Raw genomic sequence first — 12,867 nt, forward strand, 5'->3', positions numbered from 1 at the left:
AAGGCCAATGTTCAGACGCCGATCTCGGGCCCGTAACAGATCATATCTTCGTCGACGTCGGCTGCTTCGTACAGTTCGGTGGCTTCGGGGTTGCCCTCGAATTGCGCGATTAGTCCCTGGGACGAGCGGGTAAAGACCCAGCATTGCGGATCGGGGCGGTCTTCGTAAACAAAGCAAATCTGGCCGTTCTGTTCGTACCAGATGCCCTCCTTGCAGTCGCCATCCAAAAACGACCAGACCACGCGCCGGTTGGGCAAATACCGTTCGACGCCATAGGTCGTTCCACCGAAGCCGTAGAACAGGGTTTTGCCGCGTGTATAGGCATCGAATTCTGCCCCTGACAAAGACTGCGCGACGACCGGCTGAGCCAGCAAAGTTCCGAGAATCAACGAACGTATCCACATCGTTTCATTCTGGCAGATGCCACGGCCGCGCGCCAATCTTGGAACGCCCTGCCCCAACGTTATGGGTTGAGCGTAAACTCAGTTCGCGGCGACACTGCATTGCATCGGTGCCATCGGAAGGCAGGACATGACGATACTCGTACTCGCAGCGCTGGCCTTTGCCCTGGCCTACCTGGCCCTGACGACCCGTCCGGCCAGCCTGCTACGCACGGCGCTGAAAACCGCCAGCGTCGCCCTGCTGGCGGTCGAGGCAGCGGTGCAGTCCGGCCCTCTGCTTCTGATCCTCGCGCTGTCACTCTGCGCCTTGGGCGACGCCCTTCTGTCGCGCGAAACCGACCGCACCTTCATGGCAGGCATCGGGGTGTTCGCCTCCGGACATCTGGTTTACATCGCACTGTTCCTGACCCATCCGTCAAGCGACACCGACCTGATCCTGAACAAACCCGGATACGCCTGGACGCTGGTCATTCTGGGCATCGTGATGGCCACGCTGCTGGCCCCTCGGGCCGGTGATCTGCGCGGACCGGTCCTGGCCTATGTCCCGATCATTCTGGGCATGGGCATCACCGTTTTGGCCCTGCCCGAGGCCGGAGCGCTGCGATGGGCGCTGCCGGCCGCGATGGCCTTCATCGCCTCGGACCTGATCCTGGCAACCGAAAGGTTCCTGCTGCCGCCTGGCCACCCGGCCCTGCGACTGGCGCCCTATCTGGTCTGGCCGCTCTACTGGGGTGCGCAGTTCGGCTTTTTCCTCGCCTTCACCTGACCCTTTGCAACTGCCGCCATTCCGCATTAGGTGAAGGGAATACCTGCGGAGACCAAGATGGCGTTTTTTACCAAGCTCAAGGACCGGCTGTTCAAATCCTCGTCCCGCCTCGAACAGGGGCTTGAGGCAATCGTCGAGGACGGCGGCGAAGAAACTACCGCCCCTGACCCGGTGATCCCCCAGCCTGAGCCCGAGCCGCAACCCGTCCCGGAAATCCCCGAACCCGCGCCCACGCCGCAACCGGTCGAGACACCCTCGCCCGAGCCGACCGATCCGACGCCCGCCCCGCCGCCGCCGGAATTGCCGGAACAGGCGCAATCCAAGGGCCTGATCGGGCGTCTCTTCGGTCGCGGCGATGCCGGGCCGGTGGTGCGCCGCACGCTGGACGACGACATGCTCGAACAGCTCGAAGAACTGCTGATCGCGTCGGACATGGGTGTCGACACCGCCCTGCGCGTCACCGCCAACATGGCCGAGGGGCGCTATGGCCGCAAACTCTCGACCCAGGAAATCAAGCAACTGCTGGCGCAGGAAATCGCCCGCGTGATGGAGCCGGTCGCAAAACCGATGCCCCTCTACCCCAAGCGCCCTCAGGTGGTTTTGGTGGTGGGCGTCAACGGCTCGGGCAAGACCACGACGATCGGCAAGCTGGCCAGCCAATTCAAGGCCGCCGGCAAAAAGGTGGTCATCGCCGCAGGCGATACTTTCCGCGCCGCCGCGGTGGAACAGCTGCAGGTCTGGGGCGACCGCGCCGGAGTTCCCGTCCTCACCGCGCCCGAAGGCTCCGACCCTGCCTCGCTGGCCTTCGACGCCCTGACCAAGGCGCAGGCCGACGGCGCCGACCTGCTGATGATCGACACTGCCGGCCGCCTGCAGAACCGCGCCGACCTGATGGAGGAGCTGGCCAAGATCGTCCGCGTCATTCGCAAGATCGACGAAACCGCGCCCCACAACACCCTGCTGGTGCTCGACGCCACCACCGGCCAGAACGCGCTCAGCCAGGTGGAAACCTTCCGCAAGCTGGCCGATGTCTCGGGCCTGGTGATGACCAAGCTCGACGGCACGGCCAAGGGCGGCGTGCTTGTGGCGCTGGCCGACAAGTTCGGCCTGCCGATCCACGCCATCGGCGTCGGCGAACAGATCGACGATCTGGCCCCCTTCGACCCCGAGGAATTCGCCGCCGCCCTGACCGGGCTCGACAGCAACTGACCTTCATCGGGCCCCAAATATCCTCAGGGGTCTGGGGGTGGAAAACCCCCAGCTTCTCCACCAGCGAAAGACCCGCAGCGTGAGCGACTGGCTGATCTCCCTCGAAGGCACCGAGGCCGGGCACAGGCTGGCCCTTGGCCTCGCCCTGATGGCGGCCTTTCTGCATGCGGTGTTCGGCGCGCTGCAGAAGGGTCGGCACGACCCCTGGCTGTCGCGCGGCGCGATCGACGCCTGCTATTGCCTGATGGCCGCACCCTTTGCGTTCTTCGTCGTGCCCTGGCCCGAACCTTTCATGTGGCCGATATTCGCCGTGGTCTGGCTGATCCATGTCGCCTACAAGACGCTGCAGGCGATGGCCTATACCAAGGGGTCCTACACCGTGGTCTACCCGGTGGTGCGTGGCACCGGCCCGCTGTTCACCGTCATCGGCGCCTATCTTCTGTTCAACGAAACCTTCTCGCCCACCCAATGGCTGGGCGTTGCCGTGCTGCTGACCGGCATCTTCGGGCTGGCCGCCTACAATTTCCGCTTCCTGGAAACCAACCGCGAGACTTTAGGCATCGCATTGGCCCTTGCGGTTGCAACCGGCCTCTTCGTGGCGCTCTACACCACGTATGACGCCTACGGCATCCGCGCCACGGCCGATCCGTTCACCTTTCTGGCCTGGTTCTTCATGATCGACGGGGCGACAATGCCGATCTACGCCTTCCTGCGCTGGCGGGCGATGATTCACCGTCCGGCAATCGGGCCGTTGATGCTGCGGGGGCTTGCAGGCGGGCTGATCGCCCCCATGTCTTTCGGAGCGATCATGCTGGCCACCCGGCTGGACAAGGTCGGCGAAGCCGCGGTGCTGCGCGAAACCTCGACCGTCTTTGCCGCCCTGATCGGCTGGCTGGCCCTGAAAGAGACCGTGGGGCCTCGGCGCATAATCCTGATGGCATTGATTGCATTGGGCGCGGTAATAGTTGAAATGGGCGGGTGAACAGCAGGACGACAGGCATGGCAGACAAGAAAGAGATCAATCCGTTTCTGAAACAGGTGCTGGAACTGGGACCACCGCTGGCCTTCTTCTTCATCTACCTGCGCCTGCGCGACGACAGCTTTCTGATCGGCGGCACCGAATATTCCGGCTTCATCGTGGCCACCATCATTTTCGTTCCGCTGATGCTGGGGGCGATGGGCGTCCTGTGGTATCTGACCGGCAAACTCAGCCGGATGCAGATCTTCACCGCCATCATGGTCATCTTCTTCGGCGGCCTGACCGCCTGGTTCAACGACGAGCGGTTCTTCAAGATGAAAACCACGCTGGTCTACGGGTTCTTCTCGCTGATGCTGGGCATCGGCCTGCTGCAAGGCAAATCCTACCTCGCCTATGTGCTGGACGAAATGCTGCCCATGCGCCACGAGGGCTGGATGATCCTGACCCGCCGCCTGTGCGCCTGTTTCGCCGTTCTGGCCGTGGCCAATGAACTGGTCTGGCGCACCCTGTCCACCGATCTGTGGGTCAAGATCGAAACCTTTGGGTTCCCGATCGCTTTGATGGGGTTCCTGATGCTGCAATTCAGCATCCTGCAAAGCTATATGGACGATCCGGACAAGCAGTAACGCGTCCCTGACACGGGCCGGCGAACCTTGGGGAAACCTTCGGAAAACCGGATAAAATCCTTGGCTTAGCTCCAAAGCTGTGGAAAGCTGGGAAACCACCCACACCACTCATCCGGAGAACCGTGTCTTCCATGACCGCCTTTCCGAACAGCGGGTTCCTGTCCGAAGCTTCAGACCGGCTTCGTGATATGCTCTCTGCGCTAGCCACTTCTGTCTCGCTGGACCGCGGCGAGGTCTTGTTCGAACAAGGCGACGAGGGGGACGCCCTCTACGCTTTGCTGGAAGGCGCTTTGGAGGTGTCCTTCCTGGCCATGAGCGGGCGCAAGTTGGCGCTCAGCCTGATGCGCCCGGGCGAAGTGTTCGGTGAAATCGCCCTCTTCGACAGCGGCCCGCGCACCGCCACCATCACCGCAGCCGAGCCGTCGCGTGTACTGCGCGTGCGCCGCAAGGATCTGATGGAACAAATCCGCAAGCACCCCGAACTGGCCGAGGACATGATCCGGCTGGCCGGACTGCGCATGCGCTGGATGGGGGCGCAGTTGAACGAGCAGGTGTTCCTGCCGATGCCTGTGCGACTTGCGCGAAAGCTTCTGCTTCTGGCCAACCAGCAGGACGCGCCGTCCGAACGCATCGCCCTGTCGCAGAGCGAGCTAGCGGAATTCGTCGGCGCGACGCGCGAGGCGGTATCCAAGACGATCTCGACGTGGAAACGCTCGAACGTGGTTGAGGCTTCACGCGGTGGGCTGCAGATCCACGACTTTGACGCCCTGCGCCAACTCGCCGAATCCGATCTGATCTGACCTGCTGCCCGGAAAATGACCCGGATGTGATCCGCTTCACATACAACGGGATTCGCTTCTATTAGGTAATGAATTGTTACCGTAGGGTGCCAGAGTATCATCCCCGATATCTGTCCACTGGCATCTCCCTGCACCAGAGCCACGCGCCTCCCCGGCGTGTGGCTCTTTTTTGATTCATGCAGCCAAAACGAAAATCGGCCGGAGCATCTGCCCCGGCCGATCATGTTGACCAAACTGGCTGTCCTACTCTTCGAGGCTCAGCGCGACGAAGCGCGGATCGCCACCGCGGCGCACCAGCAGCAGCAGCGACTTGCGCCCAGCCTCCCGAGCCTCGTCCATCCGATCCTCGAGATCGGAGATCGACGACACTTTCTGCTGACCAGCCTCGGTGATCAGGTCGCCTGCCCGCAGGCCCTTGGCGTAGGCTTCGGAGGCCTCATCCACATCCGTCACAACCAGACCATCTGCGTCCGCGTCCAGACCCAGATCTTCGCGCAACGTGTCGGTCAGCGGCGAAATCGTCAGGCCAAGGATGTCTGCATTCTCGTCCAGCGGCGCCTCTTCCGCACCATCATCATCGCCGGTTTCCGCACGCTCGGCATCCTCGCGACGCCCCAGAGTGACAAGCACGGTCTGAGTGCTGCCGTCCCGCTGAACGACCACGCGCACGGACTTGCCGACCGGCGTCTCACCGACCTGCCGCACCAATCCACGCGTGTCCTTCACTTCGACACCATCAAAGCTGAGAATCACATCCCCTGCGAGCAGACCCGCTTCTTTGGCAGGGCCGTCCGGCACATCGCTGATCAGCGCGCCGCCCGGCTTGTCCAGGCCCATCGCCTCGGCCATATCCTCGGTCACGTCCTGAATACGGACACCCAGCCAGCCGCGGCGGGTTTCGCCGAATTCCCGCAACTGATCGACAACCTTGGACACCACGTTCGACGCCATCGAGAACCCGATACCGATCGACCCGCCATTCGGCGACAAGATCGCGGTGTTCACACCGATGACCTGACCGTCCATGTTGAACAGAGGACCGCCCGAGTTGCCCCGGTTGATGGCCGCATCCGTCTGGATATAGTCGTCATAGGAACCGCTGAGCTCGCGATTGCGCGCCGACACGATCCCGGCAGATACCGAAAACCCCTGCCCCAGCGGGTTGCCCATGGCAACCACCCAGTCCCCTACAAGCGCTGTGTCGCTGTCGCCGAAAGTGACGTATTTCAGCGGACCCGACGCCTCGACCTTGAGCAACGCAATGTCCGTTTTCTCATCCGTTCCGATGACCTTGGCCGGCAGCTCTTTTACCGGCTGACCATCGCCGGGGAAGAACTCGATCAGAATTTCATCCGCCTCTGCGATGACGTGATTGTTGGTGACGATGTAGCCATCCTCGGAAATCACGAACCCCGATCCCAAGGCATTGCTGCGGCGCGGGCGATTGTCCTGGTCGCCATTGCGGTCCTGGAACTCGCGGAAAAAGTCCTCGAAGGGGGACCCTTCGGGAACGATCCCCTGCGCGCCCGACTGCCCCTCGATCAGGGTCGTCGTGGTGATGTTGACCACGGCCGGGCTGATCCGGTTGACCAGCGGCGCCAGGCTTTCCTGACGGGCCTGTGCAGCCAACGTCTGGAGCAACAAAAGGGAAACCGCGGCAAAGGCCAGCCACAAAAGCCGCGCCATCGTCACCACATCGTCCCGGCGGACGGATACACTGCGTGCTACTGCCTGCACTTGGTCTCTCCTTGTCGACATTGTTATGTTGGTGGCTGCCTGAGCAGCTTGCTGGGAAACAATGTAGTCAGTTTGTGACCGCCCGCAACTCGGGAAGTCGAGGAATTCACTGCCAGTTTACTCCAACCGATCAAAACCCCAGCCGATTGGCCGTCCACAACAGGACGAAGCCACTGACCACACACAGAAGTCCGACCAGTCTGCGGGCCGGTTCGGGGATGCTGCGCAACGCCTCAAGCATCCGCTCGACAAGCGAAGGGGCCAGCGCATAGGCCAGCCCCTCGACAATCAACACCAGCCCGAAGGCCAGCAGGATCATACCCATTATTGGGAGGCCGGCGCGGCGGGCGCCGAACGGCCTTGCGGAGATCCGAGGTAGTTGAAGAACTCGGAATCCGGGCTGAGCACCAGCGAGCTGTTGCCGCCTTTCAGAGCGTTCTCATAGGCCGAAAGCGAGCGGTAGAACTCGAAGAACTCCGGGTCCTTGCCATAGGCTTCGGCAAAGATCGCGTTCCGTTCGGCATCAGCCTCACCGCGAACGATCTCCGCCTCACGGCGGGCCTCGGAGACCAGTTCGACCACGGTCCGGTCAGCCTGGGCACGGATCCGCTGTGCAGCTTCTTCACCGCGCGCCACTTCGTCGGCCGCCTCGCGTTCCCGCTCGGCGCGCATCCGGGCAAAGGTCGCTTCGAGGTTGGCCTGCGGCAGGTCGGTACGTTTCAGGCGAACGTCGATCACCTCAAGGCCCAGATCGCGGGCCTCGGCGATCGCGCCGTTGCGAATGCGCAGCATCAGCGCCGCCCGGTCCGAGCTGAGAATGTCATTCGAGCTTACCGAACCCAGAACCTCGCGGGTTTTGGCGCGCAGGATCGAATCCAGACGCTGCTCCGCTGTGTCGATGCCACCGGCACCCACGGCCTCACGGAACTGCCGCACATCGGTGATCCGATAGCGCGCGAAGGCGTCGACCACCAGGCGGCGGTCATCCAGCGGCGTGACTTCCAGCGGCCCGACCTCGCGGCTTAGAATACGGTCATCGTAGCGCACGACCTCCTGAATGACCGGAATCTTGAAGGCCAGGCCCGGGTCTTCCTTGACGTCGATCACGCGACCGAATTGCAGAACCAGCGCTTTTTCACGCTCGTCCACGATGAAGATCGCTGAGAGGGCGATCACAATAACCACGAAAATGGCAGGTAGGAGAAAGGTTGATTTACGCATGTCTTAGTTCCCCTCACCCGAGTTGCGGCGCAGTTCGTTCAGCGGCAGATAAGGCACGACGCCCTGCCCCTGGCCTGTTGCGCTGTCATCCAAGATGATCTTGTCCACGTCGCCCAGAACCTGCTCCATCCGTTCAAGGTACAGACGTTTGCGGGTCACATCCGGAGCTTTCGAGTATTCTTCGAGAACCGCGCCAAACCGGCTGGCCTCACCCTGAGCTTCGTTCACGACCTGTGCCCGATAGCCTTCGGCCTCTTCCAGCACCTGCGCGGCTTCACCACGCGCGCCGGCCAAAACCCGGTTCGCATAGGCATCGGCCTGCTTCTCCAGCCGGTCGCGTTCCTGTCCAGCCGACTGAACCTCGCGGAAGGCATCCTTTACCGGTTCCGGTGGGTCGGCGCCGTCAAAGTTCACACGGACGATGTTGATACCCGAGTTGTAGCTGTCCAGAGTCGACTGGATCAGTTCCTCAAGCCGTTCGGCGATGATAGCACGGTCGCGGTTCAGGATCGGCGCGAGGTCCGACTGCGCGATGATCTCGCGCATGGCCGACTCAGACACGGCCTGGATAGTTTGTTTCGGGTCGCGCAGGTTGAACAGGTAGTCCGCAGGATTCGAGATATTCCAGACCACCTGGAAATCGATATCGACGATATTTTCGTCGCCCGTCAGCATCAGACCGGCGTCCGAACCGCGACCGCCAGATCCGATGGTTTCGGTCTGTTCGACCTTCACCGGGATGACTTCGGCCGTGACAACAGGCCACGGGGCAAAGTTCAGACCTTCGGTGCCGATTCCGGTAAAGCGACCGAATAGCAGTTCAACCGACTGCTCTTCGGGCTTGACCGTATAGGCGCTGGCAAAGCCCCACAGAACCAAGGCGGCAACCCCGCCCAACAGGATGGTGCCTTTGGTGATCGCCGGGCCGCCACCGCCGCCCTGGCCGGATCCGTTGCTGCCTCGTCCACCGCCGCCGCGCCCGCCCATCAGCACGCGCAGCTGCTCCTGGCCTTTTTTCATCAACTCGTCGATCTCGGGGATCTGCGGCCCGTCGCCTTCGGGCGGGCGTCGCCCGTCCCCATTGTTTCCCCGGTTTCCTCCGCCACCGGATGAGCCTCCGCCCCCCCAGGGGCCTCCGCTGTTGCCCGCCATGTGTTTCATTTCCCTTGTTTTGGCCCGTGTGCTTACGGGATCACTTGTAACCTGTGTGCGCGCGCTTGCAAATCAAGCGGTACGCACGGGTTGCCGCATGGTTACCAGTTCTTCGGCCATCACCGGATGAACCGCAACCGTGCGATCGAAATCTTCCTTTGTCGCGCCCATTTTGACCGCGATGCCCGCCAACTGGATCATTTCGCCCGCGCCGGGGGCGACAATGTGACAGCCCAGCACCTTGCGGGTGGCCTGGCTGACGATCAGCTTCATCAACACTCGTTGCGTGCCGCCTGCGAACGCCTTCTGCATCGGCTTGAACGAGGTCGCGTAAACCTCGATCGGCTCCTGCTCGGCGGCCTGCTCTTCGCTCAGGCCCACGGTGCCCATCTCGGGCTGGGTGAAGATCGCGGTCGGGATCAGCTCATGATCCACCGGGGTGGGGTTGCCCTTGAATACGGTCTCGACAAAGGCCATGCCCTCGCGGATGGCGACCGGCGTCAGGTTTACCCGGTCGGTCACGTCCCCGATGGCATAGATCGAGGGCACCGCGGTCTGGCTGTATTCGTCCACGACAATCTGCCCTTTGCGGCCACGTTCGACGCCCAGCGCCTCAAGGCCAAGATCATCGGCATTCGGCGCCCGGCCCGTGGCATACATAACCACATCGAACAGCTGTTCAGACCCGTTGGTCGCCTTGACCCAGATCTTGTCGCCCTGCTTTTTCATTTCGAGCACATTGGTGCCCAGATGCACATCGATCCCGTTTTGGCACATCTCTTCGCAGATCAGGCCGCGCGCCTCGTCGTCGAAACCCCGCAGGATTTGCGCGCCGCGATAGAACTGCGTGGTCTTGACGCCCATGCCGTTCATGATCCCGGCGAATTCGCAGGCGATATAGCCGCCACCGACGATCAGCATGGTCTCGGGCAGTTTCTCAAGGTGGAAGATATCATTCGAGGTGATGGCCAGATCTGAGCCGGGGAATTCGGGCACCACGGGGCGCCCGCCGGTGGCGATCAGAATGTGCTTGGCGGTCTTTCGAGTTCCGTCAGCCAGCTCGACCGTATGCGGATCGAGCAGTTTCGCGCGCTGGTCAAAGGTTTCGACGCCGTTGTTCTTGAGGATATTGCGATAGATGCCTTCCAGCCGGTCGAGTTCGGCATGCAGCTTGCCGCGGAACTGCGGCCAGTCGAAAGCGCCCGGCCGAATATCCCAACCATAGGCACGAGCGTCCTCGACCATTCCCGCGTATTCGCTGGCGAACACCATCAGCTTTTTGGGAACGCAGCCGCGGATCACGCAGGTTCCGCCATAGCGGTCCTCTTCGGCCAGCGCGACCTTGGCGCCGTTTTCGCCCGCCGCCACACGCGCCGCGCGGACACCGCCCGAGCCGCCTCCAATGACGAAAAGATCATAGTCAAAGCTCATGCCGCGTTCCTTTTGTCAGCCTGCCTGAAATTGCCCTGAGTATTTGGGGGCGTGAATGATCGTGCCAACCCCTTGGCCCGGAAATCGCACACCGCTGTGAAGCCGGGTGCGCTGTTGGCTCAGTCGGCCAGGTCCGAAAACAGGTTGTCGTGTTCGTCGCCCAACCGATCCAGCTCGATCGTTCCGCTGTTGAAATCGCGCAGCTCGACCCGGCTGTCGCCGTGGCCGATCACGACCTTGTCGCAGATGTCGATGAACAGCCCGTTTTCGACCACCCCCGGTATCTGGTTCAGCACCAGTGCAAGTTGCCTCGGGTTGCCGATGCGTTGCAGGTGCAAGTCGAGTATGTGATTGCCCTCATCCGTCACGGTCGGCGCCTCGCTGTTCATCCGCAGGGTCGCCGACGTGCCCAGCACGTCCATCGTGTCCAGCAACTCCTCGATCAGCGTGCGCGTGGTCTGCCAGCCAAAGGGAATGACCTCGACCGGCAGCGGGAACGCGCCCAGCGCCTCGACCTCTTTCCCTGCATCGGCGATCACGATCATCTGGTCGCTAGCCGTGGCCACGATCTTTTCCTGCAGCAACGCCGCGCCGCCGCCCTTGATCAGGTTCAGCTCGCCGTCGAACTCGTCGGCGCCATCGATCGTCACGTCCAGCCAACCCGCCTGATCCAGCGAAACAACCTCGATCCCGACCTCGCGCGCAAGCTGCGCCGTAGCCGTCGACGTCGGAACGCCTTTTATCCGCAGACCTTCGTCCCGCACCCGCTCTCCCAGACGACGCACCAACCATGCCGCGGTCGATCCGGTACCCAGACCCACGCGCATCCCGTCTTCGACCATCTCGGCCGCGCGATAGGCGGCGACACTCTTGGCCCGGTCGATGGGTGACAACTCTGCTGTCATTGCGGCTTCCCCTCAGTTCTTTGGGGAACTTATACGGAAAGCCCTGCCCGACTGCGAGGCCCAAAATCCGCGGGACCGGCGCAATAATCGATACACGAATACGCGTTTCCCATCGGAAACGTCGCAATCAAATCTTCAGTGCTCGGCTCGGTTGTGTAAATAAAGCGCATACAGTTTCCCAGCGGTTCGGGCAGTTCAAAACGACCCGGCCGCCAACTCGCCACAAGGCTCAGCGACCAGACATGTTTCTATCCGTCTTCGATATGTTCAAAGTGGGCGTTGGCCCATCCTCGTCCCACACGATGGGGCCGATGGTGGCGGCCGCGCGGTTCCTCGGTCTGATGCGCGCTTCGCCATTCGAATTCGCTGGCTTGCGCGCGTCTCTACATGGATCTTTGGCCTTCACCGGCGTCGGCCACGCCACGGACCGCGCCACGATCCTGGGGCTGGCTGGGTTTGTCCCCGACAGCTATGACCACGACCGTGCCGAAGCGGCACTGGCCGCAATTGCCGAAACCGGCACTGTCACACCCGAGGGTCTGCCGACCCTTCAGTTCGACCCAAAGAGCGATCTGATCTTCGACTACGACAATACCCTGCCCGGCCATGCCAACGGCATGATCCTGATGGCCACCGACGCGCAGGGCGACGTGATCTTGCGGCAGGTTTATTACTCAGTCGGCGGCGGCTTTGTCCTGACCGAAGAGGAACTGGCCGAAGGCAAGGACACCAATGACGGCCCGCCCGTGCCCTTCCCGTTCAAGACCGCCGCCGAAATGCTGGAAATGGCGCGCAGCAGCGGCAAGACCATCGCCGAAATGAAACGCGCCAACGAGATCGCGCGCGGCTGCGCCGACAGTTTCGCGAAAGGCACGGCCCGCCTGTGGGAGGTTATGAACGCCTGCATCGAGCGCGGGCTGAGCACCGAAGGCATCCTGCCCGGCGGCCTCAAGGTGCGGCGCCGGGCAAAGGCGATACACGACGCGCTGATGGCCGAGCGCGGCATGAACCTGAACGCGCCGCACACGATCAACGACTGGATGAGCGTCTATGCGATGGCGGTGAATGAGGAAAACGCCGCCGGGGGCCAGGTCGTCACCGCCCCCACCAATGGCGCTGCGGGCGTGCTGCCGGCGGTGCTGCGCTATTACCTCGACCACGTTCCAGGCGCGTCAGAAAGCCATATCGAGGATTTCCTGCTGACCGCCGCCGCCATCGGCGGGCTGGTGAAGTACAACGCTTCGATCTCGGGTGCCGAGGCCGGGTGTCAGGCCGAGGTCGGCAGCGCGGCCGCAATGGCCGCGGCGGGTCTTTGTGCAGTGATGGGCGGCACACCGGAACAAGTGGAAAACGCCGCCGAGATCGCGCTGGAGCATCACTTGGGCATGACCTGCGACCCGGTCGCCGGGCTGGTGCAGGTTCCCTGCATCGAGCGCAACGGGCTGGGCGCGATCAAGGCGGTTTCGGCGGCGTCGCTGGCCCTGCGCGGAGACGGGCAGCATTTCGTGCCGCTGGATGCGGTGATCGAGACCATGCGCCAGACCGGCCATGACATGCACGAAAAGTACAAGGAAACCTCGCTGGGTGGTCTGGCCGTCAACGTGCCAAACTGCTGAGGGATCAAACCGGGAGGGCAACTC

The 12,867-nt window shown here is 62.6% G+C and carries 13 protein-coding genes; 6 read left to right on the forward strand and 7 right to left on the reverse strand.

Annotation, left to right across the window (positions count from 1 at the left end):
- Positions 1-11: 11 nt before the first annotated feature.
- Positions 12-404 (reverse strand): hypothetical protein, encoded by a 393-nt coding sequence (locus GOW72_RS07960; protein WP_170366468.1) that lies wholly within the window; start codon positions 402-404, stop codon positions 12-14.
- 127 nt (positions 405-531) lie between these two features.
- Between GOW72_RS07960 and GOW72_RS07965 the strand changes: the two genes are divergently transcribed.
- From GOW72_RS07965 to GOW72_RS07985, 5 genes are all read left to right on the forward strand, one after another.
- On the forward strand, positions 532-1,167 hold the full coding sequence (locus GOW72_RS07965; RefSeq protein WP_170366470.1) for a lysoplasmalogenase: 636 nt from the start codon (positions 532-534) through the stop codon (positions 1,165-1,167).
- A gap of 57 nt (positions 1,168-1,224) precedes the next feature.
- Positions 1,225-2,376: a signal recognition particle-docking protein FtsY gene (gene ftsY, locus GOW72_RS07970; RefSeq protein ID WP_170366472.1), complete on the forward strand. Its 1,152-nt coding sequence runs from the start codon at positions 1,225-1,227 to the stop codon at positions 2,374-2,376.
- 79 nt (positions 2,377-2,455) lie between these two features.
- Positions 2,456-3,358: an EamA family transporter gene (locus GOW72_RS07975; protein ID WP_170366474.1), complete on the forward strand. Its 903-nt coding sequence runs from the start codon at positions 2,456-2,458 to the stop codon at positions 3,356-3,358.
- A gap of 17 nt (positions 3,359-3,375) precedes the next feature.
- A complete protein-coding gene (locus GOW72_RS07980) occupies positions 3,376-3,981 on the forward strand; it encodes an inner membrane-spanning protein YciB (RefSeq protein WP_170338344.1) in 606 nt (201 codons plus the stop codon).
- 131 nt (positions 3,982-4,112) lie between these two features.
- Positions 4,113-4,781 (forward strand): Crp/Fnr family transcriptional regulator, encoded by a 669-nt coding sequence (locus GOW72_RS07985; protein ID WP_170337872.1) that lies wholly within the window; start codon positions 4,113-4,115, stop codon positions 4,779-4,781.
- A gap of 243 nt (positions 4,782-5,024) precedes the next feature.
- On the opposite strand, the gene GOW72_RS07990 is transcribed toward GOW72_RS07985, so the two are convergent.
- From GOW72_RS07990 to rpiA, 6 genes are all read right to left on the reverse strand, one after another.
- Complete coding sequence (locus tag GOW72_RS07990; protein WP_390895962.1) at positions 5,025-6,518, reverse strand: Do family serine endopeptidase; 1,494 nt, start codon at positions 6,516-6,518, stop codon at positions 5,025-5,027.
- A 130-nt stretch (positions 6,519-6,648) separates the two neighbouring features.
- A complete protein-coding gene (locus tag GOW72_RS07995; protein ID WP_093962522.1) occupies positions 6,649-6,843 on the reverse strand; it encodes a DUF2065 domain-containing protein in 195 nt (64 codons plus the stop codon).
- Positions 6,843-7,739: a protease modulator HflC gene (gene hflC, locus GOW72_RS08000; RefSeq protein ID WP_170338336.1), complete on the reverse strand. Its 897-nt coding sequence runs from the start codon at positions 7,737-7,739 to the stop codon at positions 6,843-6,845. The genes GOW72_RS07995 and hflC overlap by 1 nt, the downstream gene beginning before the upstream one ends.
- A gap of 3 nt (positions 7,740-7,742) precedes the next feature.
- Complete coding sequence (gene hflK / locus GOW72_RS08005; RefSeq protein ID WP_170366476.1) at positions 7,743-8,891, reverse strand: FtsH protease activity modulator HflK; 1,149 nt, start codon at positions 8,889-8,891, stop codon at positions 7,743-7,745.
- Between the two features lie 72 nt (positions 8,892-8,963).
- Complete coding sequence (gene gor, locus GOW72_RS08010; RefSeq protein WP_170366478.1) at positions 8,964-10,322, reverse strand: glutathione-disulfide reductase; 1,359 nt, start codon at positions 10,320-10,322, stop codon at positions 8,964-8,966.
- A gap of 119 nt (positions 10,323-10,441) precedes the next feature.
- Positions 10,442-11,227, reverse strand: coding sequence for a ribose-5-phosphate isomerase RpiA (gene rpiA / locus GOW72_RS08015; RefSeq protein ID WP_170358547.1), 786 nt, complete (start codon positions 11,225-11,227; stop codon positions 10,442-10,444).
- Positions 11,228-11,469: 242 nt separating this feature from the next.
- Between rpiA and GOW72_RS08020 the strand changes: the two genes are divergently transcribed.
- On the forward strand, positions 11,470-12,843 hold the full coding sequence (locus tag GOW72_RS08020; protein ID WP_170366480.1) for an L-serine ammonia-lyase: 1,374 nt from the start codon (positions 11,470-11,472) through the stop codon (positions 12,841-12,843).
- The last annotated feature ends 24 nt before the right edge of the window (positions 12,844-12,867 follow it).

Source organism: Ruegeria arenilitoris, assembly GCF_013032855.1.
GTDB classification, from domain to species: Bacteria; Pseudomonadota; Alphaproteobacteria; order Rhodobacterales; family Rhodobacteraceae; genus Ruegeria; species Ruegeria arenilitoris.